Genomic DNA, 24,942 nt, shown 5'->3' on the forward strand with positions numbered 1-24,942 from the left:
CTATATTTACACCCGGAATTTAACAACCCCCTCTTACGGAGAAACAATGGCTACAAAACAGACCAAGAAGAGCGCCCCGAAGGCCGCCAAGAAGGTTACAGCTAAGGCTGCAGCTAAGTACGGCTACTTTGACGACGCCAAGAAAGAATACGTGCTCACCACGCCGGCAACCCCGATCAAGTGGTGCAACTATGTTGGTACTTTGAACTTTGGTGGTATCGTCGATACGACTGGCGGTACCCTCATTTGCAAGGGCGACCCGGCCCTGAACCGTATCACCAAGTACATCGCCCAGATGCCTTGCTCTGACTTTAAGGCCAGCACCATCTATATCCGCGTGAAGAACGCCAAGGGCTACACCGTGTTCTCTCCGTTCGTGGTTCCGACTCTCACCAAGATGAAGAAGTGGGAATGCCACGTGGGTCTTTCTTACATGCGCTGGATCGCCGAATGCGAAGGCCTCCGTACGCAGGTGACGATTTTCGTGCCGACTGGCTCCAACACTCTCCTCCAGGACATCCAGGTCACGAACCTCGACAAGGCTTCCAAGGAAGTGGACATTATCCCGGTTTATGAATTCAGCCACTTCGAAGCTGAAAAGCAGCTCACCAACGCCGACTGGGTTCCGCAGACCATGACCCTCAAGGGCCACTGGGAAAAGGACGGCCACGTGGTGCTCGAACAGTACGCTTACATGAAGCGTGACTTCGCCGTGAACTACGTGACTGCAAACTGCAAGGTCGGTAGCTTCGATGGCGACCGCCGCGTGTTCCTCGGCGCAAACGAAATGGGTTCCTGGGCCGCTCCGCTCAGCCTCGCCAACAAAGAACTTTCCAACAGCGAATGCGACCGTGGCGACAACATTGCCGCTCTCATGATCCACGCTGGCAAGATTGCCGCTGGTAAGACCTTCCGCACCTGCACCCAGCTCGGTCAGGAACAGAGCCTGAAGGTTGCCTCTAAGGCTATCAAGAAGTACCGCGACTTGAAGAACGTCGACAAGGCTTTCGACGAACTCGCCAAGTTCTGGGAAAAGTACCTCTCTACGATCCAGGTGCAGACTCCGGATGCAGCGTTCAACTCCATGGTGAACGTGCACAATCCGCGTCAGTGCCACACTACCAAGAACTGGAGCCGCTACCTGTCCCTGTACCAGCTGGGCTACGGCACCAGCCGCGGTATCGGTTACCGTGACTCCAGCCAGGACCTTATGGGCGTGATGAGCCACATGCCGGAAGAAGCATTGGAACTCGCCTTGAACCTGCTCTCTGTGCAGCGTCCGGAGGGTAACGCCATGCACCAGTACGCTCCGCTCGCCCTTGCCGAAGACAACGGCAACGAAGCTAACGCCGGTGACTCCCGCGAAAAGAAGGGCGTGCTCGACGAAAACGGCAACCCGGCTTACGCTGACTGGTACGGCGACGACCACCTGTGGATCGTTCTCACTATTGCCAACTACCTCAAGGAAACCGGCAACATGGACCTCCTCAAGAAGGAAGTTCCGTTCTACGAAGCTGGCAAGAAGCGCGCCCAGCGTGAAAAGGGCACCGTGCTCGAACACCTCAAGCGCTCTCTCAACTTTACCCGTACTCACCTCGGTAAGCACGGCCTTCCGCTCCTCGGCTTTGCCGACTGGAACGACTGCATGAACCTCCCGCTTGGTGCAGAATCCTCCTTCAACACGGGCCTGTATGCTAAGGCTCTCCTTGAAATGATGGACATCTGCGAAGCTCTCGGCGACACCAAGTCTGTCGAAATGTACAAGGGCTGGTACGAAGACGTGAAGAAGGCCTTCAATGACTGCGCTTGGGACGGCAAGTGGTGGGTCCGCTGGTTCGACAAGCAGGGCAACGCCTACGGCACCAACAAGGCCAAGTACGGCAAGATTTACTGCAACAGCCAGTCCTGGTCTGTGATTTCTGGCATTGCTACTGGCGACCGCGCAGTACAGGGCATGGACAGCTTGAACAAGCTCCTCAACACCGCCAACGGCGTGAAGAGCTCTACTCCGGGCTACCGCGGCTTCGACCCGAACGTGGGTGGCATCTCCACTTATCCTCCTGGAGCCAAGGAAAACGGCGGTATCTTCCTCCACACCAACCCGTGGGTGATGATTGCCGAAACGATTCTCGGCCGTGGCGACAAGGCCTTCCAGTATTACAGCCAAATTAACCCGGCTGCCAAGAACACCAAGCTCGACGAGTTCGAATCTGAACCGTATTGCTATCCGCAGAACATCCTCGGTGACGAACACAAGCAGTTCGGTATGGGCCGTAACGCATGGCTCTCCGGCACCAGCTCCTGGACTTACCAGGCTGCGACGCAGTTCATCATCGGTGTTCGCGCAAGCTTCAAGGGCCTGATTATCAACCCCTGCATCCCCTCCAAGTGGGACGGCTTCAAGGTGACCCGCAAGTTCCGCGGCGCTACCTACGAAATCGAAGTGAAGAACCCGAAGCACGTGTGCAAGGGTGTCGCCGAGATGATCGTCGATGGCAAGAAGATTGACGCCGACGTGGCCCCGATCTTTACGAAGGGTGTGCACAAGGTCGTTGTCACTTTGGGTTAAGAAACACATATAGCCGTCGCGATAGTTCGTCACTCTCGCCCTCACGTACGCTTTGTACGCTACGGGCGAGCGTTCCTGCTCTCGCTAGGCTCTCTGAGTTTCTTGGATTAGTTTAGTTCTAATCCAAATTTGATTTTTGGGTCTGCTTCTCACGAAGCAGACTTTTTCTTTTGTTTGTGTTTATATTTAGGGTGTGAAGTTTAATCGATTGATAATTTTGTTGTTGGGCGTCTCTCTCGCTTTGTTGGCGGGGTGCTCGATGCGGCCGCCATCGGCGGGGGCCTTTATGTCGGCCTACCAGAATCGCGACAGCATGAACGGCTTCTTGTTCGAATCCTCAATTTCGATATATACGGCGTCTACGTCCGATTCAGCGATGAAGACGCCGGAAAACGAACATAGCCCCAGTGTCTGGGAAGATGTCGTAGAAAATGAATGGCCGTTCGATTTTGGCTTATCGATCCTTCACTTCAAGAATCATCTAGGCCTTGGTTTTGGATTTCAGTTCCTTAATCCCTACATCTCTTTAGGGGCTGCCTTTGACCATTTCGGTATCATGGGGTGGACAGACTGGAGGCTTATTGCTGTTTGTAATGGTGAACCTGAAGCGTTTCGAGGCGGTATTAGCGTAATGGAACAGATTTTGCCGACTCCCAATCTGTCTGTGGGATTGTTCCAGTTTGCGTCCCGCACCGAGGCGCTCTACATGGCGGGGGGTGGCGATGTCTGGGTGCCCTATAAGGAAGATGACGTTTCTAATTCGTATAGTTGCTGGGACGACGATACGGACTGCTACTGGAAAAAAGAGAAGTCGGACTTTGCCGAGCCCTATTACTACGGCTTTATCGAGTTTGGTGGAGGTACCTATGTGAGGTACAAGATGAACGCGGTTTTAGGCTTGGGGCTTGAGTTCAGGTACAGCTACGATGTAACCTACAAGGCGAACCGCCTAGCGTTTACCATGAATCTCTTTTTGGGCTGATTCCTAGAAGAGCTCTTATCTTTTAAAAAGTCCACTTCGAAGGAATCGGATTTTTTATTTTTGTGCGCATGAAGAATCTCGATACGACGCTTTATTTTATTACGGATAGCACGACTGTGCCGGAAGATCGTTTTTTGCCGGTGGTGGAGGCTGCATGCAAGGGGGGGGCGACGATTATTCAGTTGCGCGAAAAAGACCGGTCTACCCGTGAATACTTGGAACTTGCTAAGGCGACGCACGAGATTACGGCTCGTTACGGGATTCCCTTGATTATCGATGACCGCGTGGATGTGGCCCTGGCGATTGGTGCCGAGGGCGTTCATGTGGGGCAGTCCGATATGCCGGTTCGCTTGGCGCGTAAGCTCATGGGCGAAGGCGCGATTGTGGGAGCAACCGCAAAGACGGTGCCGCAGGCGCTTGAAGCTTATGAGCAGGGCGCAGATTACCTGGGATGTGGCGCGATTTACCCGACCACGACTCACGTGAAAACGGTGATTACACCGGTAGAAACCTTGAAAGACGTGGTGAAAGCGGTGCCGATTCCGGTGAATGCCATTGGTGGGCTCAACAAGGACAATATCTTTGTGCTGAAGGGCTCGGGCATTGCGGGCGTTTGCGCCGTGTCTGCGATTATGAAAGCTGCGGACCCCGAAACCGCGACGCGAGAATTGAAGCAAGCTTTTCTAGAGCTTAAAAAATCGGTGTAGATCCTTCGACACGAAACCTAACGGTTTCTGCTCAGGATGACACAAAGAGTCATTGTAATGAGTCATTGTGTCATTTGCTGCCGCGGAGCTTTTGCCCAGCCTTGAGCGGGGCGCCGGGCTTTAAATCATTGATGCGGCAGAGCGATTCGATTGAAATATTGAACCAGTTGGCGACATCCCCTTGGGAGTCGCCGGCTTGAACAACATAAAAGTTGTAGTTGCGGAGTTGAGCCTGGATTTTGCGGTGATCGTTGCGGGCCTTTTTCATCGAGAATTTGTCGATACCCGGCTTTAGCGACCAATGCGGAAAATCGATGACGGTGGTGGGGTCGATGTTTACTTCGCCAAACCGGATTTCAAAATGCAAGTGCGCTGCCGAAGACCTGCCAGAGTTGCCCGCGAGGCCTACGATATCGCCGGGGAAAACCTTGTCGCCGACTTTGAGCAGGCGCTTAGAAAGGTGGGCGTAAAGAGTCTCGATTCCGTTCGGGTGCTTAATGAGTACGTAGTGGCCGTAACCGCCCTTGTTGTAGCGCGACATGGTGACTTCGCCGGGGTAGGCGGCCACGACAGGTTCGTCCTTGATGACATTGACGTCTACGCCGCGGTGCAGGCGGTGGCTGCGGATGCCGTAGGGCGAGCCGATGAGAGCCTCATGCGTGATAGGCGGGAGGATTGTCGAAAAGTCGAAGGAGTCGACCATTCGTGCGGCTTCTTCTTCCTTCTTTTGCTGCTTAGCCCTTTCGCGCTTTTTCTTTTTGGATTCGACGATTTCGTATTCGACGCCCTGCTTGTCGTAGAGCAAGGCCTTGGTGAAGGCTTTCGGGTCGTCTTCGCTGAGTTTGATTTTCTTGGGCTTCTTGGGCTTGGCTTTTTTTGATTTTTTGGAGGACTTTTTGGAGTCGGATTTCTTTTTCGTCGTTTGGGCCGAGGTTTCTTTTTCGGATTTTTTGGCGGTTGCGGTTTTTGCGTATGCGGGTGCACTCGTGAAAGAGATTGCCACGATGATCGCGACAAATAAACCCATCCACTTGTGAAGTCCCAAAAAGCTCATTTAACCAAAAGAAAATTCTTGTGAGTGAAATTTACTTTAAAAATGCGAAGAAAACGGCTGCGATAATGCAGGCGAAGGCCACGATGTGGTTCCAGTGCAGCGCCTCGTTGTTGAAAACCGTTGTCGCGATGACGGTGAAGACCGTTAGCGAAATGGCTTCTTGAATGATTTTAAGCTGCATCAGGGTGAAGGGGCCTCCGTTGATGCGGCTACCGATGACATTTGCCGGAACGGCGATGCAGTATTCAAAAAAGGCGATTCCCCAAGAGGCCACGATTACGAGAAATAGCGGCCAGTCGGTGCTGATGTGCATTTCCTTGAGCTTGAGGTTTCCGTACCAGGCGAAAGTCATGAATACGTTGGAACAGCAAAGGAGAAGAATGGTGAAAATGCCGGCTTTCATGATGTAGTAGACAGTAGGAAGTAGACAGTAGTCAGTGGTTGGTGGTTAGTGATTAGCTCGCAAACGGTAGGGCTTTCCGGTGCTCATTTGGTAGGCGAGGCGGGCACGAACTTGTTCCAGGTACTGGATGTACTTTTCGCTTTGGTAGTCGCGGTAGGTCCAGTCGAAAGCGTGAAAGTGCCCGTCCTGGAAGTATAGCGTGGGTTCTACGAAAATGCCGCGTTGCATGTATACGCGCTGGCGCTGGTCCTTGGTGGTCGCTAAGAAGAATTGCCCGAGCGTCATGTAGCCGGGGTCCAGGTTCACGGGGCGAAGACCGGGCGTGCCGTTCTGCTTGGCAATTTCGAGTTCGACGTCGTTGCTCCAGAGCTTGATGTCAACGATGGTTTCGCGGTCGACCAGAGTTTCGTAGCTGAAAAAGGCGCGCACGGGGGCGTTCCCGATTTCGTCGACGTAGTAGTTGGTGAAGGTGAACGGGAACGGCGGGAGCGCAAGCTCCTCTTCGCCGAAGCGGTTGCGGAGTGTGTCGCGCACAGCCTCGACTGCCTGGGAATCTTTCGCAAGAATCCCTACGATTATCTTGACCTTGGCTGGTGTCCTTAGTTCACCCATGGGCCGTAATTTAGTAATTTTTAATTGTTAATTATTCATTTCTGACTATGAAACTGTATCTTCGACTAATCCTAGCTTCATTTCTCATCTCACATTTCACATTGGTCTTCGCCGAGGCACCTCGTGTGGTACCCGAAATTGTGGATTCGATTCCTCACGAAAAGACCCATTTTACGCAAGGCTTGTTCTTTGATGGCAACGACCTGATTGAATCGACCGGCTTGTATGGAAAATCGGGCTTGTACCGCCGCACCCTCGACGGCAAGATTCTGGATTCCGCCAGGCTTGAAGACAAGTATTTTGGCGAGGGCTCGATTGCGGTGGGCGACGACATTTTCTACTTGACCTGGAAATCCAAGAAGGCCTTTATTTACAGCCGCAAGCCTTTTGCGAAAAAGGGCGAATTCAGCATTCCTACCGAAGGCTGGGGCCTGACCTATTGGAAAAATGCACTCCTCATGAGTAACGGTTCCAGCGAATTGTTGCAGATTGCCTTGGGCGGATTCTACGTGGTGGGGGTCATTCCCGTGACCGATGGCGGTCGCCCGGTAAAGCTCTTGAACGAACTTGAAATCGTGGGCGATACGCTTTATGCGAACATCTGGCAGACAGGCGCAATAGCTGTCATATCTCTCCCGAGCGGGAAGGTAATTCGCTACTTGGATTTAAGCCGCAAGGTCGCCGAAATCCAGCGCAAGCACCCTGACGTAGACGTCCTGAACGGCATCGCCTACGACGGCAAGAATCTTTGGATTACCGGCAAGAACTGGCCGTTTATTTATAAAATTCGGAGTTCAGAATTCTGATTTCGGAATTGTTTTTTAACTCTGAAATCCGAAATCTGAATTCTTAATTCTTGAAGCTCCACACGATGCCGTAGGCAAAGCGCAGCCCCTCGGGCGTGTAGCCGCTCGCAGGCATGTAAATGCTGTGGTTGAAGTTTTCGATTCGGGTGTAGAGCTCGAACGAAAGAATCTGCATGCGGGCTTCAAAATCGAGCGCCAGGTACTTCTTCATAAGTTCCAGTTCGGGCCCGCCATGTTCGCCAATCGTACAGTCGTAGCGTTCGCCGAACCACTGCCAGTCTACACGCACGCTCACACCCAGGCGGTCTTGCACAAAGCGGTTTTGCCAGTGAATGGAGCCCTTGTAGTAGAGTTCCGGCGTGTCAATCAGCTTGAAACTGCGGTCGAGCGTTTCGCCGCGTTCCAGGTAAAATTTCCAGTTACCAAGCCTAAAGCCGACTTGCAGAATCCAGTCGAGGCTGTTCACGTTGTCGATGTTGCTCCAGGTGTAAACGTCGTCGATGGCGTCTGTAGAATCGACCGCCCCGTGCTTGACCCAGCGGGGCTTAATCAGGTTGTCTACGTTTTCGTAGCGGAGGCCGAGCCCGTAAAAGACTTCGCGCTGCTGGTAGCCTAAATTCAAGGTGTAGCGGTCGCGTTCTTCGTACTTGAGGTCCTTGCGGTGGAATGCCAGACGGCCTGTTTCGTCAATCTTGAGCTGGCCTACATCGGGGAACTTGTTGTCGTGTCGCCAGCCGGCGCTTGCACGCAGGTGGTACGGCAAAAAAGCGAGTACGTCGGCGGAGTAGGCCGGAGCGATATCGACGGAATCACGTACGGAACTGTTGCGCTGTAAGCCCGTTTGCGTGCGGAACAGGAGCTTGTTCCAGAGGGTGTCCTTGAGTTCCAGGTAGCCGACTTCGCGGTCTTGGTAGTAAGTGCGCGTCGTGTCGTTTGCACTCGTGTTGTCGGTGCTCAGGAATTCGTACTTGAACTTGATAGCCGGATTGAAGATGGTGTGGTAGGCGATGCCGAAGTTTCCGAGCATCGATTGGTAATTCGTGGTTCGTACGGTGTCGTAGAAGAGCGAATCGACGAGTTGCCTGCCCAAGGTGTCAGTGTATTCGTGCGTTTTCCTGAAAATACGGCCGAGCGAATCCAGTTCGATATCGTGTTCGGTGTATTGGAAATCAGTTGAAAGGGTAAGCTTACGGGTGGGGTAGAATTCGACTCCGCCGCCGTAGCCGAAGGTGTGTGTCTCGATGACGTAGGGGTCGGTCTGGAATGTGCGAACCGCCTTGTCGAGCGTGTCAAGCAGAACCTTGTGGTTCGTGTTGTCGGCGTTACGAAGGTTTATGTAGTTCAATTTGGCGAATGCCTTACCGAATCCGAATCTCCAGGTGAGAATTGGCTGGATGTGCATACTGTTCATGGCGATGTTTCGCCCGCCAAAGGGTATTTGCGAGGAGTCGCGGCCCATGGCGAAGTAGGGCGAGTGAGTCACGTTCTGGTAGCTGTATTCCTTGGAATCGACGTCGGAATGGCTGGCGAGTCCGAATTCAAGCGAAACGGAATCGGTCACAAGCCTGCGGAAGTCGAGGCGGAGCGCATTACCGCCGAAGGCGGGGCGTTCCCAGTTGAGGTCGGTCACGGGTGTGTCGACCGGGACTCCCTTGCGTTCTTCGGTCAGAATTCCGTTTTCACCGTTCAGTCCGAGGGTCGTGGCGTCGTAACCTAGCCGTGTGGTAAAAAGTCCTGCAAGCTTGCTCGGGTAACGGGTCTGGATCGAACCCATGCCCAAAAAGTCGGCGTCCAGTTCCGGTGCGCCGAGAATCGAGGTGCCGAGCACCCATTCGGACTTTTGGCCGGAGATGTCGTAGGTGCGCTGCATGAGTCCGCGAAGGGGGAGTACCCAACGGCCGGCGTCGGTTTCGCGTGGGGCGGGGTCTATTCCCCAGGGAGTCTTGTAAACGGAATCCTGCGCTTTCGGGAGGTTGTACGGATCCGGCTTGATCGGCTCTGCGAATAGGGATGTCGCCAAGAAAAGAAGAATGAACAATGAACAAAGAACAAAGAACAATCTCGTATCATTCTTATTTTTTAATTCATCATTATTCATCACACATTCCACATTAAACGTTCTACATCACTAACCACTTCCAACTTCCAACTTCCAACTTCCTACTGTCTACTTCCTACTGTCTACTTCCTACTGTCTACTTCCTACTTCCTACTTCCTACTTCCTACTCTCTTTAGTACCATTCCGCTCTCAGCTTTTCACGGCGTTCGCGCAGGGCGTTCACCACGGAGTAAGGCATTTTCATGCAGTTGGGAGGGTATGCGCCAGCTTCGGTATGGAAGTCCGAACCGCCGGTGCCTACGAGTCCGAATTTCTGGGCCATTTCTTTGTACTTGCGGCCGACAGCTCCCTTCTGGGCGGGGCTGTAGACTTCGATCCCTTGTACGCCCCATTCCACCATGTTCTCGATGAACTCGTCGGAAAGGCCCGACTTGTAGGGGTGGGCGAGTACGGCGATTCCACCGGCGTTTTCAATGAGCTTGATAGTCTGTTGCGGGTTCAGCCCCTTCTTTTCGACAAAGGCTACGCAGCCGTCACCTAAATATTTGGTGAATGCTTCAGAGAAATTCGAAATGTATTCTTCGTCGACCATGGACATGGCAATGTGCGGGCGGCCGATGACTTTACCCTTGCAGTAGCTCACGACTTTTTCGTAGGTGATGTCGATGCCCAGGGCGTTCAATTTTTTGATGATGGCCTTCGCACGGGTGACTCGCTGTTTCGCGAAATCCTGTAGTTCCATGTTCAGGGCGAGGTTCGTCGGATCGCAAAAGTAGCCGAGAATATGGATATCCTTGCCCTGCCACACTGCCGAAATTTCGATGCCGGGAATGATTTCGAGGCCAATTTCCTTGGCGGGTTCTACAGCCAGGTTATAGCTGTCCAGGTTGTCGTGGTCGGTAATGGAAATGCAACGAAGACCCTTGCGCTTGCAAAGGGTGAGCAGTTCTTCGACCGAAAGGTTACCATCCGAAAGCTTGGTGTGCATGTGGAGGTCCGCATACCCGCCGTTTTCGGTGATAATTGTGGGAAACCCCTTTTGCATTACTTGACCCCGTAGTACTGACTAATCAGGGCAGCTTCGCTCATCTTGTTGGGCTTCAGACATACGTTCAGGAACGGAAAGCAATGTTCTTCCGTAAACCCGATGCGGCAGTTTGCGCCGCTTTTCTTTGCCAGGTACAGTGTAGGCCAAAAAACTTCGCCAAGGTAAATGCAAACTTGTGGGCCAAAATCCTTGATTTTGTATTGCAGTTCTTCAAAGGCCGGTTCACCATAGCGGCATTCAAGCTCGGTATAGTAGATTGCGTTGGCACGTTTGGCCGAGACCAGCACCTGCATTGTGTCGGGGGAGCAAAGGAGTGCGTTCTTGAAGAAGGAGTCTGGCATTCCTTTCACAAATGCAGTCGACTTGTCGATGTCACGTGAAAGGAATACGACGGTCTTTGGATTCCCTTGGAGCGCGGCCGGGAAGTTGAACTCTCCGGAGTCATCTCCGGCTACATCCAAAAACCAGCGGTACAGTTTTTCGGGACTGTAAAAACGCTTGAAAAAATAACGTAAACGATCTGCAAAATACGGTGACGGTTTCACTTAAACTCCAATGCACTTTTTTGTATAATATACTAATTTTGGGCCATGCCAAAACAGAAATTCTATGCGATAAAGTCCCCGAACGAAAGCAAAATCGTCATGACGTGGGCTGAGTGCGAAAAACTGACCCATGGTGTCAAGGGTGTACTTTTTAAATCATTCGGTTCGCGTGCCGAGGCCGAGGCTTGGATTTCTGGAATGGAGGCTCCTGTACCCGATGGAATCCGCGTATTTGTGGACGGATCTTTTTCGCCGAATTTCCCGAAATCGGGCTGGGCGTTCGTGGTCACCGAAAACGACAAGGAAATCGCCCGCGGTTCCGGCATTACGGCATTCGATGCCGAAAGCCGAAATATTGACGGCGAAGTCATGGCCTCTTTTCAGGCGATGCGCTGGCTCGATGCTAACGACAAGAGCGGCGTGATTTGCCACGACTACGAAGGCATTGCCCGCTGGGCCAAGGGTGAATGGCAGGCAAAGAGCAATATCGCGAAGCGCTATGTGGCGGCAGCCCAGCCATACTTGCACCGAGTAAGTTTTGAAAAGGTTGAAGCCCATACCGGCGTCAAGTGGAACGAGCTTGTAGATAAACTTGCTAAAGAAGCGATTGCCCGCGCCAAGAAAAAGTAGGCATCCGCCGCTTTAAATGTTTCCTGATTGTAAAAAAAGAGGCATTTTGCAAACAGTTGTTTGCAAGATTCGGTACAAAGTTCCTTTTTTAAAGTTTTGAAGACTATTTTTGATTCGCCGGCGAATGTCGGCGATTTGCTATCCACCCGATGGCGAATTTTCAGTTGGGAAGCTCCGCCAATTCTAGGTGCGGCGGGGCTTCTTTCAAAAGCGCAAGAGCGTTATTTCTTGCGGTCTTGCCAGGTACTTTCGTTAAAGAGCTGGCCTTCGGAAAGGCCGTACTTTTCTTGAATGCCCGCTTCGCGGATGGCGTCTTCGATAGAGATTTTACCTTGGATGGCCTGCGTGTAAATGAGCACCTTGCGGCGCACGGTTTCGGCGTCTTCGGTGAGCATTTCGAGGCGGAAGTGGTTCACGCCTGCGGTGCGGAGGCGGGGGAGCAGTTTGAGGGCCGATTGTGGTTTGCCCACAAAGAGCGTGTTGCGGCATTCGGCGTCGCTCTGCAAAAAGTGGCGTTCGCCCTTGTGGTCCAGAATTTCCACCTTGTGCTTGGTGCAAATCTTGCCACATTCGGGGAAGCGGCGGCCCGTGGTAAGCGCGCGGGCGAAGGCGCAGTATTCCGAATGGAAGGCGGGCATGTACTGGTGCAGCGTAAGTTCGAGGCGCTCTCCGTCGATGTTTTCGAGAAGGTCGAAGAGTTGCGTGCTGTTTAAATCCCAGGAGGGGTGGAGCGTGGTTAGCCCCTGCGAGAGGAGCCAGTCGTAGCTTGCGCTGTTGGCAGCGTTCAGGCTGTAGTCGCCGGTGAGCGGAATCCCGCTTTCTTTAAGGATCGAGAGCGCTCCCAGGTTTCGCACCAGGGCAAAGTCCGGGCAAAGCCGCAGAATATTCTTGATGTAATGGCTTTCGCCCGGCTTGTGGATGCGAAGCGTCGCTATGCCCGCCGCAAAGCCGAGGTCGCGAATTTGCTGCAGGGATTCGTCGTATTTGACGCCCCAGTCGAAATCCATGATAACGCGGTCGATGGCGAGGCCTTCGAGGGCAGCGATTTGGTCTGGATTGCGGACAAGGACACTGATAATCGGACGCTTGGTTGCAAAAGTTGTGCCGCTGGCGGCAGGTGCACCGCTGCTAGCTGCGCCGGACTTGAACTTGTCGCGGGTCTTGTTCAAGAATTTTTTGCCGGCCTCTGCACTCGGGTTCAAAACCTTCCATTCGGTGCGCTTTTCGTCGAGCTTTTCGATGGCGGCCTGGCGGAGCGTACGAAGGATTTTTCCGGGGATGAATGCGCCGCGGTCCACTTGAATGTCCAAGTGCTTTAGCTGGTAGGCTGTGGCGCTCAGGCCCGAAAGTTCTTTTTGGGCAAGTTCGCGGAGCGCCTTGTCGGCATCGTTTCCTTTGTTGCGGGCTTCTTCGAGGGTAAAATCGGCCTCGACTTCGACGGCGTTTTTCGGCGTGTCGTAAACGGAAAGCTTGAGCGGGCCGCCGATTTTTCCTGAAAGCGTCATGTGGACCGGCAAGCGTGCGAGTAGTTCGCGGTCGGTAAAAGTCTTGCGCAGTTCGCGTTCAAGCGCGGGCGAGTCGTTGCGGTAAACTTGCATGCCCACGGCGATTTGGCGGGTGTCGAATTCACGCCCGAATTCAAGCTTCAGGAGCTTGGGGTCGCCGCGCTTGGCGTGCGGTAAATGCGTGACTTGCGCGGCGTAGAGGCGGCTGCCGATACTCACGCCGAGAGCCGCATTTTCAAACAGAATGCCGTCGCCCGGTTGCGGGTAGCAGGCTTTTTCGCCGGCGTCGGAGATTGCACTGTCGAGACCGATAATAATCTGCCCGCGGTCTGCCTTCACGACTTGCCCGAGGACCATACCATGGTGATTGCTGAAGGTGCCGTTCACCAGCTCCTGGTGATTGTCTCCGTCGAGCCAACCGGTGGTAAGCCCGCGGCTGAATAGCACTTCGAGCGGTTCCATGTCCTTGGCGTCAAGCGGAATCCGGTTCAACGCCTTACGGTAGGCGCGTGAAACGGCGGCTACGTATTCGGGGCTCTTGAGGCGACCCTCGACTTTGAGCGAATTTACGCCGATTTCTTCAAGTTCGGGGAGTTTCGGGAGGGCGCAAAGGTCGCGGGTGCTAAAGAGGTATTGGGCGTCGGTGTCGCGGTACTCCTTACCGTCTACGAAAATGCGGTAGGGAAGTCGGCAACTTTGGGCGCATTGGCCGCGGTTCGCGCTGCGGCCGCCGAAGTTTTCGCTGGTCAGGCACTGGCCCGAGTAGCTCACGCAAAGGGCTCCGTGAATGAATACTTCGAGTTCGAGATCGGTGGCGGCCTTGATGGCGGCAATTTCTTTCACCGAAAGTTCGCGGGCGAGTACCGCGCGGTTGAATCCGATGGATTTCACCAGGTTCACGCCCTCGGCGCTTGCTAGCGTCATCTGCGTGCTGGCGTGGATCTCTTGGTTCGGGCAAATGGCGCGAATCAGGCGGGCAAGACCGATGTCCTGGATAATGAAGGCGTCGGGTTCAAGCGAAATGATTTTTTCGAGGAATTCAGGCAATTCTTGCAGCTCGCGCTCAAAAACCAGCACGTTCATGGCCAAGAAGGTGCGCACTCCGTGAATGCGGGCGTAGCGGATCATGTCGCGCACGTCGTCAAACGTAAAGTCTTCGGTGCGGCCGCGGGCGTTCCAGTGGGGGACTCCAAAGTATACGGCGTCGGCTCCGTTGTTCACGGCTGCTTCGAGCATTTCACGGGTTCCCACCGGTAAAAGCAGTTCCGGCGATGTCTGCGCGCTTGAATTCATGTGGGGAAAGATAGAAAATAGTAGGCAGTAGACAGTAGGCAGTAGACAGTAGGAAGTAGACAGTAGGCAGTAGGAAGTTTTATTATATTTGTTGCATGAATCGCTTTGTTACTTTATCTGTAATCATCTGTTCTGTTTTCGCGGTATTTTCATTTTCTGGCTGCACCGACGAGGCGGCTGAGGCCGAAATGAACCGCCTGAAGGCTGAAAATGCTGTGCTCCAGGGCCAGGTAGATTCGTTGCAGAAAAATCTCGATTCTCTGACCGCTTACGGCGATTCGGTCAAAAAATCGCTGGAAAAGCTCGATATGCACCTCTAACCGCCCTAGGTAGTTCAGAAGCCGGAATTCTGATTTCAGAACTGATTTGGCTAAAAAGACGAAATTTTTAGCTCTAATAACTCTGAATTCTGAACTCCGAAATCCGAATTTTCTTATATTTGCGCCCGTGGCTCACCATGGTCTGCCGCCTCGCGGCGACCCCTTAATGTTTCGCTGGCCCAATTTGCCCGAAACCTTATCGCCGTCAAGCCTCTCAGGAGGCGCTAGTAAGATGGCTTTAAGCACACACAAACACGAACCAGCCACACCGCCTGCGGGTTTATTTCCAGCCTGCACCTGCGGTCAACCCTTACTTATGAGGTGCCCCGAATGGAATACATCGCACTCGCACTCTCACTCGTTGCAGTGATTCTGTGCATCGTTATCCTCACGAAGGTTAACAAGCTCCTTACCATGCTTCGTACCCCGATTTTCAAGAAGCTCACCCCGGACATGAACTTGAAGCCGGCTTCCCGTCGCCCGATCAGCGCACAGGAAATGGCTCAGCGCGGTGAACGCAAGGAAAATCGCCAGAACAACAATGGCAAGGACCGTCCTGCTAAGGAAAATCGCGACAACCGCGCTACCGACAAACAGCAGCAGCCCGCTCGCGACCGCAATGAACAGCGTGACCGTGGCAACCGCCGCGATCGTCGCGACCGCCGTGAAGGCCGCCGCGAACAGAACGTTGAAGCTCAGAACGTAGCTGCCGAAGCCCAGGCTCCCGCAGCTGCTCCCGCCGTCGAAGCCGCCCCGGCCGCCGCTCCTGAAGCCCGCCGCCCGCTCGCTCCGCGTATTCCGGTTGAAACTCCGGCCGCTCCTGCCGTCGAAGCCCCGGTTGCTGCTCCTGCAGCACCTGCCGCTGAACCCGCAGTCGAAGCCGTCGAAACCACCTTCGATCCGTCCAAGGTCCGCTACGGCCGCCGCAACGTGATCAAGAAGGCTCCGGAACTCGCCGACGAAGACTAATTGAGCACGCGTTTATAACGCTAAAAAATCCCTCGGTTCTGCCGAGGGATTTTTTAGTTTATTTAAAATGTGTAATGACAAATGAGGAATGATAAATAATCACTCATCCCACATTTCACATCTCTGTCTTCTAGAACTCTACCAGGCCCTTTTCGGCGTCGGCGAGAATCACCTTGGTCGCCATGCCCACGAACAGCCCGTGGCCCACGATTCCCACGATGTGTTCCAAATCGCGGGCGAGCTTGTCCGGGTTCTCGATAATGCCGAACTTGGCGTCTGCAATCAGGTTGCCGCTATCGCTAATCACCGGACCGTCCTTGCCCGGAGCGCCCATGCGTACCTTCAAGTCGCCGCCGAGCTTTTTAACGCGTTCGGTTACCACGGCGATTGCGCCCGGAATGATTTCCAGCGGTACCGCGAACTTTTCGCCGAGCTTGTTCACCTTCTTGCCGCTGTCCGCGATAATCACGTAGTTGTCCGTCATCGAGGCCACAATCTTTTCGAGCAGGTGGGCAGCCCCGCGGCCCTTGATCAAATTGCGCTGGTCGTCGATTTCGTCTGCACCGTCAATCACCATGTCCAGGTGGCTCACTTCGCCCATTTCCTTCAGCGGAATGCCGAGGCTACGGCACTGCAGCGTGGTGCTCCAGCTCGTGCTCACGCCCACAACATGCAAGCCTTCTGTCTTGATGCGCTCGGCAAGGCGGTTCACCATGTGGGCGGCGGTGCTACCCGTTCCAAGACCCACGGTCATGCCGTCCTTGATCATATCTGCCGCGCGAACGCCTGCAGCCTTCTTGAGTTCGTCCATCGATGCCATTAGCGCCATCTCCTGTTGTGGTTGTTGTCGTCAAAATCTTCGCCGTCGGCCCCGTCGAAGCCGTCGTCAAAATTGTCAAAATCTTCTTCGCGGTCGGGGTAGCCGCTTTCGAGCTCGGTAAAACTCGGTTGCTCGATAGCGACCACTGTCACGTCGAAAGTTAGGTCCTTTCCTGCAAAGGGGTGGTTCCCGTCCACGACCACCGTGTCCTTCTTGATTTCCTTGATCGTGTAGATTCCGTCGGATTCCTCGTCGTCGTCCAGATTCAGCCCGTCCACGAACTCGTCTGCCGTCTCCGGCAGCTGGAATTCGCGCACGTCCTCGTCCATGTACATCTCGAGCTCCATTCCGAGCCAGATTTCGCCCACCTCGCGGAGTTCGTCCTTCGGGACCTCCATCACCAAGTCGGGACGGTAGGGGCCGTAGCCCTGTTCAAACGGAATATCCACACTAAAACTTTCATTCAAGTGACGGCCTTCCAGCGCGTCTTCAAGCCCCGGAATAATGTTGTTTGCCCCGTGAATGTACACGAACGGGTAGCTCGCGGGCACTTCTTCGAGAATCTTTCCGGTGCGTTCCTTCAAGGAATAGGCAATGCTGACCTTCAGCTTGTCTTGAATCATTTCCATACGCGCCCAAATATAGCAAAAGGCGAGCGATGCGAAAACGTGCTCGCATGTTTTCATATCCGAGCCGTACTATATGCACTCCGAAGGAGTGCCAAGATAGAAATTAGACGAGAGACGAGAGACGAAAGACGAGAGATTTTCAACCTAATTACGGGTGGGGGAGGGGTCCCCCTGCTTGCAGCCTTGCCTTGTTGTCACCCTGGAGCGCAGCCTGTTATTCTGGAGCGAAGCGATAGAATCCAAGGCAAGTCTTCCAGCACCCCCTCGCCTAAGGGGACACCCCTTAAAAACCCCGGATGTCACCCCGGACTTGTTCCGGGGTCACCTTTCCATCCGAGAAAACGCTTAGCAAGCAACGCTCCGACTCAGCCTGCTCCGCACGCGGACACATTACGGCCTTCGGCCTTTACTGTCCGCTTAGCGGCCAGTCATTCGCCGTCGCTTTTCTTGGACATAATAACTCCCAGTAGCCTTTCTTACGAAAGGCCTAATTTATTTGTTTTTTATTAAAATTTTACAGTTAAGTGTGGACGGCTACTCGACCATTACACAGCGAACGGAGAAGCCATGTGTTTTATAGGCAACCTTACTAGAAGCGGTATTCAATGAACGAGCTGTAGATCCAGCAACAGAGCCTATATCAGGATTCTTTTCAGCCTGCTCAGGATAATGCCAATAAATACCATCATCAATATTATCAAACTCATAAGCCCAGTTATATCCAGCCCCAAGCAAGCTATATCCGCTATAATTAAGGCCTCCAAAACTAGTGGCACGAACACCTTTTGCACCAGCATCATTTTCGTTGGCGTGCATGACTATATAAAAATCATCTTCTGTCAACAGTCGCCATCCATCCGGACATATGCCCTGATGGTTCGGCTTAATCAAATTGGCACAGCTTTTTGTGTTGCATTCGCTAGACAATTTCATCATTTCGGCCCATTGATAAAGGCCGCCATACTTGTCACAGTTGGTAGTGTCGTTGTCATAACAATAGCGTTCAATTTCCAAATCGTTCGTTTGGTCCTTGTCACCATCAACCATCACACCAATGTTCAAGTTTTCAGCAAAAACCGTGACAGAAGCAGGATTTCCATCCTTATCTACGCCATCAATTGTCAAATAATAGTAGGAACGTCCATTACGGGAGTCCGTAAACTGCTTATATTCACTTTTTGAAACAACAGTGGATCCCAAATCAGCATAGTGATTATACGGCTCATACTCGCTGCTACTAGACTGCACCGCAACGCTGCTGCTCGAAGCCACCGCCGCAGAAGAGGTTACCGTGCTACTCGACTCCGGCGTTACACTAGAGGAAGAGGCAATCTCCACGCTACTGCTGGAATCTTCTTTTTTGACTGAAGAACTGCTCTTGTCGCCACCAACGGAGCTAGAAGAATTCTTGGTTGTTGCCGAGGAGCTAGATTCCTTCGCATTCTTCTCGCTAGAAGAAGACTTGCCCTTATCGGCGCTCTTTTGCGAGCTAGAAGAATTTTTGGAAATTTTTTCACTGCTAGAACTTACGTCATCGCAGTCATCGCTCTGTTCCTCGCACTGGCGGGGTTCCGGCGAAACAGAAGAAGAGGATTCATCGCCACATGCAGCAAGCAGGGCTAGGAGAATGGACAGAGCCAATAACATGCGAAGCGAATGCCGCGGCAGGCTGCTTGCAGACTGACATGGCTGAGCTGATGCTGTTATGCGCTTGCGCAATGCGTTAAAAATCTTCACAGAAGACCTCCGGTTATAAAAATCCCACCAAACTAAATTCATGTGCAAATATAGACAATCTAATCTAGACTTCTAGCAGTTCTCGACCGATTTTATGGATTTCGTCACAAATCATTTTTTGACGTTCTGGTGATGGGTGCTTTGAACCGTTCATATATGCGGCCATAAGGGATTGCTGAATCCCTAGTCTGCGGGCGACTTCTGACATGTTTAAGGGCCTTAGTGCGGTAGATAGTCTAAGCGGAAAATTTTCAGGTTCGAAAATGGAGTCGTAAGAAATATCCTCGTCAAGGGATTCCCATCGGAGTCCGCCAAAGGACATTCTAAAATCAAGCCTCTGTTCGGGAGAAGCCTGTTTTAAACGGTCGAACATTGCAAAAAATAGTGTTGCAGTACGCCCGTCTTTTGCGGTAAGGCGTAGCCCTTCGTTTACCGGTTCAATTTTTTCAATGTCTTCACGGTACATTGTTACTCCAGATTTTTAAAATACTTGACCCATTCATTTTCAAAATGTTCCTTGTTTTCTTCTACAATCGATTCTGCGAGTTTCAATTCATTGTGTCTCATTCCCTTGCTGTCTACAAGTTTAACAATTCCTCCTTGAATTTCAAACTTTGCAAGACCTTCGTTGCTTTCTACATGGACATGAACGGGTTCGTGTTCTCGAGAATAGAAGAAAAACCTTAGGCCGAAAATAGTGAGCAAATTGGGCATGTAGCCTCCTTTAAATATAGGATATATTTTTATATCCTGCAATGGTTAAACATTTTTATAGGGGGAGTCCCTCTTCTATACACGCTTATTTGACGCTTTTGGATACCATTCCTACTTGTAAAATTTTTATAACGGGGCGGAGGTGCGTGATTGGGGGAGTAGGGCGCTTGATATTATTTTTCTATGAAAGCAAAACTCGTTTTATTACTATATTACAGCCATGCTTTACGGAATTTGTTCTGATATCCATTCGAATGCGGTTGCCTTTGAAGCGGTTATAGCTTCTATGAAAGACAACAACGTCGATAGGAAAGTTTGCCTTGGTGATTTAGTGGGTTATGGTGCCGATCCGAACGAATGCGTTCGTCTTGCTCGCGAAAATATGGACATTTGCATTATCGGTAACCACGACAGTGTGGCGATCAAGCATGAATCCAGCGCCGGGTTCAACCCGTATGCCAAGCAGGCGATTGAATGGACCCAGAATCATTTGTCTGACGAATCCGTCTCGTTCTTGAGGACGCTCCCGTACATTTGCGAAGAAAATGATATTTGCTTTGTGCATGCCTCTCCGCTTTCGCCCGCGGACTGGGTGTACGTGACCGAGCTCGAAGACGCCCTCGACGCTTTTGAACATTTCAAGGGCCGCTACTGCTTTGTGGGCCATACGCACAGTCCGGTGATTGTCGCAAGCCGCCCGAACGCCATTCCGAAGATTCTTGACGAATATGAATACAAAATCGAGGATACGGAACGCCTGCTGGTGAACGTGGGCAGCGTAGGCCAGCCCCGAGACCGTGACCCGCGTTCTTGCTGGTGCCTGCTTGATACCGAGACCAAGTGTGTTCGCCTGATTCGCGTGGACTACGACGTGTACCAGACGCAGGAACGCATGAAAAAAGCCGGCATGCCGAGTTTCCTCATAGATCGTTTAAGCGTGGGAAGGTAAATAGTAGACAGTAGGAAGTAGACGGTAGACAGGATCTTCCTACTTTTACTCTTAAACATAAAACTTCCAACTTCCAACTTCCTACTTCTAACTTCCTACTAAACAATGAAATGGGTTCTAGCAGTTTTTGGTAAGGCGGGTTCGCCGTTTATTGCCGACGAGGTCGACAAGTACGTGAAGCGTTTGCGTGGGGGAGTGTTCCCGCTCGAAGTCGTGGAACTCAAGGAATCCAAGATAGACGACCGCATGCAGGCGCTGGCCCAAGAGGCGGCCCTGTTCGACAAGAAATTCCCGAAGTCGGAATACAAGCGCGTTATTTTGTCTGAAGAAGGCAAGCTGATGGACACGGTCAAGCTCTCGGACACCTTGCGTGACCGTTTTCCGGGAAACATCGTGTTTTTGATTGGGTCGGCTTATGGCATCGACGAAAACTTGAAGAAGACCGCCGACTTGCTCCTGTCGCTTTCGCCGCTGACTTTTACCCATGACCACGCCCGCGTACTTTTCGCCGAACAACTGTACCGTGTTCAGATGGTCATGCAGAACCACCCGTATCATCATAGGTGAGTTGATGACCGCCCGCGCCCAAACCAAATTTTTTTTGAAAAATTGCGTTTTCACCCCTTGACAGCGGACCTTTTTAATTCTATTATTGTGCGCGTCCTAAGCGACTATGGATGATTAGCTCAGTTGGTAGAGCAGCTGACTCTTAATCAGCGGGTCGCAGGTTCGACCCCTGCATCATCCACGAAGACCTCTCCTCACGGAGAGGTTTTTCTTTTTTGGTATTATGGACTAGTTTACAACATTATTATTATTTTCCCATAACCTTGTTCCATATAAAATGCTATATTGCGAGTGAAAAGTTTTGTTTTTGAGGAATTGGATTTAATGAAGATTGTTCTGCCCGTCGCCGGTAACGGACTGCGTCTGCGTCCTTACACCGAAAATGTGCCGAAATGCCTGCTTCCTGTAGCGGGCAAGACGATTTTGGATTGGATTGTTGAAGATTCTTTGAGCTTAAAGCCCGCTGAAACGATTTTTATTACCGGCTACAAGGCCGAGGCTGTAGACTCCTTTTTGGAAAAACGTCCTGCTTGGGGTAAGACCCGTGCTGTGGTCCAGTCCAACCCGCAGGGTTTGGGCGAAGCGGTCAGCCTCGCACTGCCTTACGTGGATGATGACGAACCGGTCCTGATTATTCTGGGCGACACCCTTTTTGAAGCGGACCTTTCCATTCTCCATAATGTGGACGAAAATATTCTTTATACCTACAAGGTCGAGGACCCGCGTCGTTTTGGCGTGGCCGTGACCGACAGTACCGGTCGTATTACCCGCTTGGTCGAAAAGCCGCAGGAATTCGTGAGTGACGAAGCCATTGTGGGTATCTACTACATCAAGGATTCCAAGGTGCTCAAGCAGTGTCTCAAGTACCTGATGGATAACAATATCCGCACCAAGAACGAATTCCAGTTGACGGATGCCCTGCAGATGATGCTCGAAAAGGGCTGCCATTTCCGTACGGCTCCGGTGCAAAAGTGGCTGGACTGCGGCCTGGCAGAAACCTTGCTCGAAACCAACGCCCATGTGCTCAAGCGCATCGATAATTCCGCTTCGGTAAATCTCCCTGGCGTGAAGGTGATCGCTCCGTGCTACATCGGCAAGGGTGTGAAGATTGCGAATAGTACCATCGGCCCGAACGTGTCGGTAGGCGACGACTGCGTCATCGAGAACAGCACGATCAGCAACGCCGTGCTATGGGATTCCGTCAAGGTCTGTGGCCAGACGCTTGACAACGTGATTCTGCACGAGTAATTTTACTAAATCATTTAAGAAGCCCGCCCCGGTTCACGGAGCGGCTTTTCATTTGTGTGACTATTCGTCTTTTACGCAGCGGACGTTTAGGCCGGTTCCCTTTGTAAAACGGTACCCTGATGGGGATCCCGATACGACTACGTTTCCGGATATTTCGAAGTGGTGGTAGTAGCTGGAGGAGTAATACTCATATGGAACCGCCGATGTAACTACGTTGATATAGCCGTAAGCGGTGTCTGCGTTCGTAAGCGAAGAGTCTTTGTACCAGAGTCCCGCCATGCGGCGATCGTAATCGAATGAACCGTTGTCCGTGCGTATGCCTGTGCCCCTGAGTTTGAATAAACTGGTTTCGCCCCGATAGCCGTATGAATTTTCTTGCCAGTACTTGGAGTCTCTTATTTCGGTGGATTTTAAGCTTTTCAGCATGTCGCGATACTCGTAGGCATCGGGAAGGTGCCAGCCTGTAGGACACGCCGTTTGTGCCGCATTCCATGTATAGAGTTTTCCGTAAGTATCGCAATTGCGGTCTATATTCTGGAAACACCAACTGTTCGTTGTTTTGTAGTTCAGGTTTTCGACCATCCAGGTTTGTTCGCCCAGCTGGAGGGCTTTGTAGCTTTGCCCGTCTCGGGAATCCTTTACCGTTTCGTAGACTGGAGTCCATTCATCACCGGAACAGGTGAATTTTATGTGATTATATATGAATGTTTCGCTACAGGATGTCGCTTGAGCGATTTCGTCTAATGACGCTATTGACCACCAATTTGTTTTGCATATGTAATAGGTGCTGTCCAAAAGCGCTACTTTGCCTTGGTTTTGGGCTCTGCATAGACCTTCTTGGATTGCGATATCTCCAATATATCGCCAGGCGTAATTTCCATTAGCAGGATCTCCATCAGCAGGAGTGCATTGATGAATTCTGTTCTTGTAAGATACCAGCCATCCGGCTACCGCACTAGGACATGTGGCAATGTAGTTTTCTTCATTTGGCGTAATCCATTTTTGGTTTGCGCAAAGGTATTGGACGTTCTTGTAAACGGCAATAGCGCTGTCGTTTTCTGTAGTGCATTCGCCGAGGCTGTATTGTTCTTCGGTAATGGCTTTCCAACTACCAGAAGAGCATTCGTAGTAACTAGTTCCTGACTTTTTTCTTTCACCGTTGTTTTTAGTGGTGCATAGGCCGATGCTCTTTTCAAGTGTGGTTTGTAGACGCCATGTGCCGTTGTCGCATACGTAACCCTTCAATAAACTGTCTTGAGTTGCCGCGGTGCAGGCGGCATAGTCGTTAATCGAAAGCCTTGTCCAGCTGTATCCGGCAACGGTTTCCTTGCATTCGTATCCGAGAGAATCTTTGTGCGGGATTTTTCTGACTCCGAGGCTATCCTTGCTGCACATCCCGTATGTGTAAGAGAGCGAATCTATTTTTTGCCATACGTAGTCTTGGCAATGGTAGTAGGCCCTGGGGGTAGTGGTGGTCCTATACATGGAGCCGGCATTTTTCTTGGTGCAGATTGACATGCTGCTGACCGGAGGGGCTGGAAGTTCAATCCATTTTAGGTTGAAACAGGCGTAGGTCTTGGAATTGTAGGTGTAGAGGACGTCTTTGAGAGAATCGGTGCAGGCGCCGTAGTATTCTTCGGCGGTAGGTGTACGCCATTCTCCTTTGTCGCAAATGTACGTGCTTTTCAGTGTCCCTTGCATTTTGTTGTTGCAAAGCCCGTAGCTGTTTTCGATGCTGGTCGTTTTACGCCAGGCCTTGTTTTCGCAAACGTAAGAATAGCCTGCCACCTTGTAAATGCTGTCTGTCTTGGACGTGTCGCATGCGCCGACGATGTATTCAGGATCGGTGGTGGCTGTCCAGGAGTAATCGTTGCAAATGTAATACGTGGTGTCGTAGTAAGATGATCTGGGCTTTATGCGTAGAATTTCGCCAAAACGGTCCTTGCTGCACACGCCCGAGTCAAGTTCGATTTGAACCATCTTTTGCCAAGTCGTGCCACGGCAAATGTAGCTCGTGTCGCCGTAAGATGCAGTCTTGCCGTTGTTTGCGGAGGAGCATTCGCCCGTAGCTTCAGAAAGGGTCAAAACATGCCAAAGAGTGCTGTCGCACTTGTAGGTCTTGTTGTCGGTGACCTTTGTCTTACCGGCAAGAGCCTTGGTGCAAACACCGAGCTTGGCTTCGATTGCGGTCAGCTCGCGCCAGTTCTCGTTGTGGCAGACATAGGCGGCGTTCTTGTAGAAGGTTTCGTTTTCGTTCTTCTTGGTGCATTCGGGAACGTTCTTGACTTCTTTGAACCAAACCCCGAATGTGCAGCGGTACAAGCTGGAGTCCTTCAATACGGTTTTCTTTTCGCCGTCGGTACAAGTGGAATCCAGATCGGCAATCGTTTTCACCATGGTGGTGGAGTCGAAGTAGCTGCTGCTCGAGGGGAGGATTACCTCGAATTCGCTGCTGCTGTAGCGGGCGGAGGAACTGGAGTACCTGTTGTTTGAGGAACTATACCTGTCATAACTGGAGGAGGAATAGTAGTCGTCAAATAGGTCGGAATAATCTTTTTCGGCGTTGTACTCTGAACCGTAGCCGCTGCATGACGAAATCAGGCTTATTCCAGAAAAAAAAGCGGCACAAACAAGGGCTGTCTTTATGAAAAAAAATAGGGAATTGTTTTTGCGTATAATTTTGCGCATAAATCCTCCGTAACTGAATAAATAATAGAATATTTACATTACTTTTGGGAGGGAGAACAAAAACGAAAAAGACCTTCCGAAAAGAAG

General features: G+C 51.8%; 23 protein-coding genes and 1 tRNA gene. 11 read left to right on the forward strand and 13 right to left on the reverse strand.

The window, feature by feature from the left end; genetic code table 11:
- Nucleotides 1–46 precede the first annotated feature (46 nt).
- The 3 genes from BUC02_RS11610 to thiE all read left to right on the forward strand — a co-directional run bounded on the left by BUC02_RS11610 (nucleotide 47) and on the right by thiE (nucleotide 4,258).
- Nucleotides 47–2,569: a glycoside hydrolase family 94 protein gene (locus BUC02_RS11610; protein ID WP_073322757.1), complete on the forward strand. Its 2,523-nt coding sequence runs from the start codon at nucleotides 47–49 to the stop codon at nucleotides 2,567–2,569.
- 286 nt (nucleotides 2,570–2,855) lie between these two features.
- Nucleotides 2,856–3,551, forward strand: a complete 696-nt coding sequence (locus tag BUC02_RS11615) for a hypothetical protein (RefSeq protein WP_254794206.1) — start codon at nucleotides 2,856–2,858, stop codon at nucleotides 3,549–3,551.
- Nucleotides 3,552–3,619: 68 nt separating this feature from the next.
- Nucleotides 3,620–4,258 (forward strand): thiamine phosphate synthase, encoded by a 639-nt coding sequence (thiE, locus tag BUC02_RS11620; RefSeq protein ID WP_073322761.1) that lies wholly within the window; start codon nucleotides 3,620–3,622, stop codon nucleotides 4,256–4,258.
- 70 nt (nucleotides 4,259–4,328) lie between these two features.
- Here the strand turns inward: thiE and BUC02_RS11625 are convergent, their stop codons facing one another.
- From BUC02_RS11625 to BUC02_RS11635, 3 genes are read right to left on the reverse strand one after another with little or no spacing between them, the layout of a single operon-like run.
- A complete protein-coding gene (locus tag BUC02_RS11625) occupies nucleotides 4,329–5,312 on the reverse strand; it encodes a M23 family metallopeptidase (RefSeq protein WP_073322763.1) in 984 nt (327 codons plus the stop codon).
- 31 nt (nucleotides 5,313–5,343) lie between these two features.
- Nucleotides 5,344–5,715, reverse strand: coding sequence for a DMT family protein (locus BUC02_RS11630; protein ID WP_072978379.1), 372 nt, complete (start codon nucleotides 5,713–5,715; stop codon nucleotides 5,344–5,346).
- Between the two features lie 45 nt (nucleotides 5,716–5,760).
- Nucleotides 5,761–6,327, reverse strand: coding sequence for a DUF4416 family protein (locus BUC02_RS11635; RefSeq protein WP_073322765.1), 567 nt, complete (start codon nucleotides 6,325–6,327; stop codon nucleotides 5,761–5,763).
- Between the two features lie 47 nt (nucleotides 6,328–6,374).
- Between BUC02_RS11635 and BUC02_RS11640 the strand changes: the two genes are divergently transcribed.
- Nucleotides 6,375–7,133, forward strand: a complete 759-nt coding sequence (locus tag BUC02_RS11640) for a glutaminyl-peptide cyclotransferase (protein WP_073322767.1) — start codon at nucleotides 6,375–6,377, stop codon at nucleotides 7,131–7,133.
- A 43-nt stretch (nucleotides 7,134–7,176) separates the two neighbouring features.
- Here BUC02_RS11640 and BUC02_RS11645 read toward each other — a convergent pair whose 3' ends face one another.
- The 3 genes from BUC02_RS11645 to BUC02_RS11655 form a co-directional block, all read right to left on the reverse strand.
- Nucleotides 7,177–9,231, reverse strand: coding sequence for a hypothetical protein (locus tag BUC02_RS11645; RefSeq protein ID WP_073322769.1), 2,055 nt, complete (start codon nucleotides 9,229–9,231; stop codon nucleotides 7,177–7,179).
- Between the two features lie 134 nt (nucleotides 9,232–9,365).
- Complete coding sequence (locus BUC02_RS11650; protein WP_073322771.1) at nucleotides 9,366–10,238, reverse strand: PHP domain-containing protein; 873 nt, start codon at nucleotides 10,236–10,238, stop codon at nucleotides 9,366–9,368.
- Entirely contained in the window at nucleotides 10,238–10,786 is a 549-nt protein-coding gene (locus BUC02_RS11655) for a hypothetical protein (protein ID WP_073322773.1), read from the reverse strand. Before BUC02_RS11655 ends, BUC02_RS11650 begins: the two co-directional genes overlap by 1 nt.
- Nucleotides 10,787–10,831: 45 nt before the next feature.
- Here BUC02_RS11655 and BUC02_RS11660 point away from each other — a divergent pair, with 45 nt between their 5' ends.
- Nucleotides 10,832–11,416: a ribonuclease H1 domain-containing protein gene (locus BUC02_RS11660; protein ID WP_073322775.1), complete on the forward strand. Its 585-nt coding sequence runs from the start codon at nucleotides 10,832–10,834 to the stop codon at nucleotides 11,414–11,416.
- Nucleotides 11,417–11,637: 221 nt separating this feature from the next.
- On the opposite strand, the gene BUC02_RS11665 is transcribed toward BUC02_RS11660, so the two are convergent.
- Nucleotides 11,638–14,214, reverse strand: coding sequence for a U32 family peptidase (locus tag BUC02_RS11665; protein ID WP_073322777.1), 2,577 nt, complete (start codon nucleotides 14,212–14,214; stop codon nucleotides 11,638–11,640).
- Between the two features lie 95 nt (nucleotides 14,215–14,309).
- On the opposite strand from BUC02_RS11665, the gene BUC02_RS11670 reads away from it, so the two are divergent.
- Both BUC02_RS11670 and BUC02_RS11675 read left to right on the forward strand, forming a co-directional pair.
- Complete coding sequence (locus tag BUC02_RS11670; RefSeq protein ID WP_073322779.1) at nucleotides 14,310–14,534, forward strand: short coiled-coil protein; 225 nt, start codon at nucleotides 14,310–14,312, stop codon at nucleotides 14,532–14,534.
- A gap of 330 nt (nucleotides 14,535–14,864) precedes the next feature.
- Nucleotides 14,865–15,503, forward strand: a complete 639-nt coding sequence (locus BUC02_RS11675) for a hypothetical protein (RefSeq protein WP_073322781.1) — start codon at nucleotides 14,865–14,867, stop codon at nucleotides 15,501–15,503.
- 130 nt (nucleotides 15,504–15,633) lie between these two features.
- Here BUC02_RS11675 and rpiA read toward each other — a convergent pair whose 3' ends face one another.
- The 5 genes from rpiA to BUC02_RS11700 all read right to left on the reverse strand — a co-directional run bounded on the left by rpiA (nucleotide 15,634) and on the right by BUC02_RS11700 (nucleotide 19,403).
- Nucleotides 15,634–16,323, reverse strand: coding sequence for a ribose-5-phosphate isomerase RpiA (gene rpiA, locus BUC02_RS11680; protein WP_254794208.1), 690 nt, complete (start codon nucleotides 16,321–16,323; stop codon nucleotides 15,634–15,636).
- A complete protein-coding gene (locus BUC02_RS11685; RefSeq protein ID WP_073322820.1) occupies nucleotides 16,323–16,952 on the reverse strand; it encodes an FKBP-type peptidyl-prolyl cis-trans isomerase in 630 nt (209 codons plus the stop codon). The genes rpiA and BUC02_RS11685 overlap by 1 nt, the downstream gene beginning before the upstream one ends.
- Before the next feature lie 534 nt (nucleotides 16,953–17,486).
- A complete protein-coding gene (locus tag BUC02_RS11690; RefSeq protein ID WP_175549859.1) occupies nucleotides 17,487–18,689 on the reverse strand; it encodes an FISUMP domain-containing protein in 1,203 nt (400 codons plus the stop codon).
- A 64-nt stretch (nucleotides 18,690–18,753) separates the two neighbouring features.
- Entirely contained in the window at nucleotides 18,754–19,155 is a 402-nt protein-coding gene (locus BUC02_RS11695; RefSeq protein WP_073322787.1) for a DUF2442 domain-containing protein, read from the reverse strand.
- 2 nt (nucleotides 19,156–19,157) lie between these two features.
- A complete protein-coding gene (locus BUC02_RS11700; protein ID WP_073322789.1) occupies nucleotides 19,158–19,403 on the reverse strand; it encodes a DUF4160 domain-containing protein in 246 nt (81 codons plus the stop codon).
- A 220-nt stretch (nucleotides 19,404–19,623) separates the two neighbouring features.
- Here BUC02_RS11700 and BUC02_RS11705 point away from each other — a divergent pair, with 220 nt between their 5' ends.
- The 4 genes from BUC02_RS11705 (at nucleotide 19,624) to BUC02_RS11720 (ending at nucleotide 22,167) form a co-directional block, all read left to right on the forward strand.
- On the forward strand, nucleotides 19,624–20,352 hold the full coding sequence (locus BUC02_RS11705) for a metallophosphoesterase family protein (RefSeq protein WP_073322791.1): 729 nt from the start codon (nucleotides 19,624–19,626) through the stop codon (nucleotides 20,350–20,352).
- Nucleotides 20,353–20,457: 105 nt separating this feature from the next.
- On the forward strand, nucleotides 20,458–20,919 hold the full coding sequence (locus BUC02_RS11710) for a 23S rRNA (pseudouridine(1915)-N(3))-methyltransferase RlmH (protein WP_073322793.1): 462 nt from the start codon (nucleotides 20,458–20,460) through the stop codon (nucleotides 20,917–20,919).
- A gap of 108 nt (nucleotides 20,920–21,027) precedes the next feature.
- A tRNA-Lys gene (locus BUC02_RS11715) sits at nucleotides 21,028–21,100 on the forward strand.
- Between the two features lie 143 nt (nucleotides 21,101–21,243).
- Nucleotides 21,244–22,167 carry a sugar phosphate nucleotidyltransferase gene (locus BUC02_RS11720; protein WP_073322795.1) on the forward strand — a complete coding sequence of 308 codons (924 nt, stop codon included), beginning with the start codon at nucleotides 21,244–21,246 and terminating at the stop codon, nucleotides 22,165–22,167.
- Nucleotides 22,168–22,227: 60 nt separating this feature from the next.
- Here BUC02_RS11720 and BUC02_RS11725 read toward each other — a convergent pair whose 3' ends face one another.
- Nucleotides 22,228–24,855, reverse strand: a complete 2,628-nt coding sequence (locus tag BUC02_RS11725; protein ID WP_073322797.1) for an FISUMP domain-containing protein — start codon at nucleotides 24,853–24,855, stop codon at nucleotides 22,228–22,230.
- Nucleotides 24,856–24,942 lie beyond the last annotated feature (87 nt).

It is taken from the genome of Fibrobacter sp. UWOV1 (assembly GCF_900142495.1).
GTDB lineage: Bacteria > Fibrobacterota > Fibrobacteria > Fibrobacterales > Fibrobacteraceae > Fibrobacter.

What these genes read in the sequence shown, in the direction of transcription:
- BUC02_RS11610 (WP_073322757.1), top strand. Translation starts at nt 47, where the DNA reads ATGGCTACAAAACAGACCAAGAAGAGCGCCCCGAAGGCCGCCAAGAAG.
- BUC02_RS11615 (WP_254794206.1), top strand. Translation starts at nt 2,856, where the DNA reads ATGTCGGCCTACCAGAATCGCGACAGCATGAACGGCTTCTTGTTCGAA.
- thiE (WP_073322761.1), top strand. Translation starts at nt 3,620, where the DNA reads ATGAAGAATCTCGATACGACGCTTTATTTTATTACGGATAGCACGACT.
- BUC02_RS11625 (WP_073322763.1), bottom strand. Translation starts at nt 5,312, where the DNA reads ATGAGCTTTTTGGGACTTCACAAGTGGATGGGTTTATTTGTCGCGATC.
- BUC02_RS11630 (WP_072978379.1), bottom strand. Translation starts at nt 5,715, where the DNA reads ATGAAAGCCGGCATTTTCACCATTCTTCTCCTTTGCTGTTCCAACGTA.
- BUC02_RS11635 (WP_073322765.1), bottom strand. Translation starts at nt 6,327, where the DNA reads ATGGGTGAACTAAGGACACCAGCCAAGGTCAAGATAATCGTAGGGATT.
- BUC02_RS11640 (WP_073322767.1), top strand. Translation starts at nt 6,375, where the DNA reads ATGAAACTGTATCTTCGACTAATCCTAGCTTCATTTCTCATCTCACAT.
- BUC02_RS11645 (WP_073322769.1), bottom strand. Translation starts at nt 9,231, where the DNA reads ATGAATAATGATGAATTAAAAAATAAGAATGATACGAGATTGTTCTTT.
- BUC02_RS11650 (WP_073322771.1), bottom strand. Translation starts at nt 10,238, where the DNA reads ATGCAAAAGGGGTTTCCCACAATTATCACCGAAAACGGCGGGTATGCG.
- BUC02_RS11660 (WP_073322775.1), top strand. Translation starts at nt 10,832, where the DNA reads ATGCCAAAACAGAAATTCTATGCGATAAAGTCCCCGAACGAAAGCAAA.
- BUC02_RS11665 (WP_073322777.1), bottom strand. Translation starts at nt 14,214, where the DNA reads ATGAATTCAAGCGCGCAGACATCGCCGGAACTGCTTTTACCGGTGGGA.
- BUC02_RS11670 (WP_073322779.1), top strand. Translation starts at nt 14,310, where the DNA reads ATGAATCGCTTTGTTACTTTATCTGTAATCATCTGTTCTGTTTTCGCG.
- BUC02_RS11675 (WP_073322781.1), top strand. Translation starts at nt 14,865, where the DNA reads ATGGAATACATCGCACTCGCACTCTCACTCGTTGCAGTGATTCTGTGC.
- rpiA (WP_254794208.1), bottom strand. Translation starts at nt 16,323, where the DNA reads ATGGCATCGATGGACGAACTCAAGAAGGCTGCAGGCGTTCGCGCGGCA.
- BUC02_RS11685 (WP_073322820.1), bottom strand. Translation starts at nt 16,952, where the DNA reads ATGGAAATGATTCAAGACAAGCTGAAGGTCAGCATTGCCTATTCCTTG.
- BUC02_RS11695 (WP_073322787.1), bottom strand. Translation starts at nt 19,155, where the DNA reads ATGTACCGTGAAGACATTGAAAAAATTGAACCGGTAAACGAAGGGCTA.
- BUC02_RS11700 (WP_073322789.1), bottom strand. Translation starts at nt 19,403, where the DNA reads ATGCCCAATTTGCTCACTATTTTCGGCCTAAGGTTTTTCTTCTATTCT.
- BUC02_RS11705 (WP_073322791.1), top strand. Translation starts at nt 19,624, where the DNA reads ATGCTTTACGGAATTTGTTCTGATATCCATTCGAATGCGGTTGCCTTT.
- BUC02_RS11710 (WP_073322793.1), top strand. Translation starts at nt 20,458, where the DNA reads ATGAAATGGGTTCTAGCAGTTTTTGGTAAGGCGGGTTCGCCGTTTATT.
- BUC02_RS11720 (WP_073322795.1), top strand. Translation starts at nt 21,244, where the DNA reads ATGAAGATTGTTCTGCCCGTCGCCGGTAACGGACTGCGTCTGCGTCCT.
- BUC02_RS11725 (WP_073322797.1), bottom strand. Translation starts at nt 24,855, where the DNA reads ATGCGCAAAATTATACGCAAAAACAATTCCCTATTTTTTTTCATAAAG.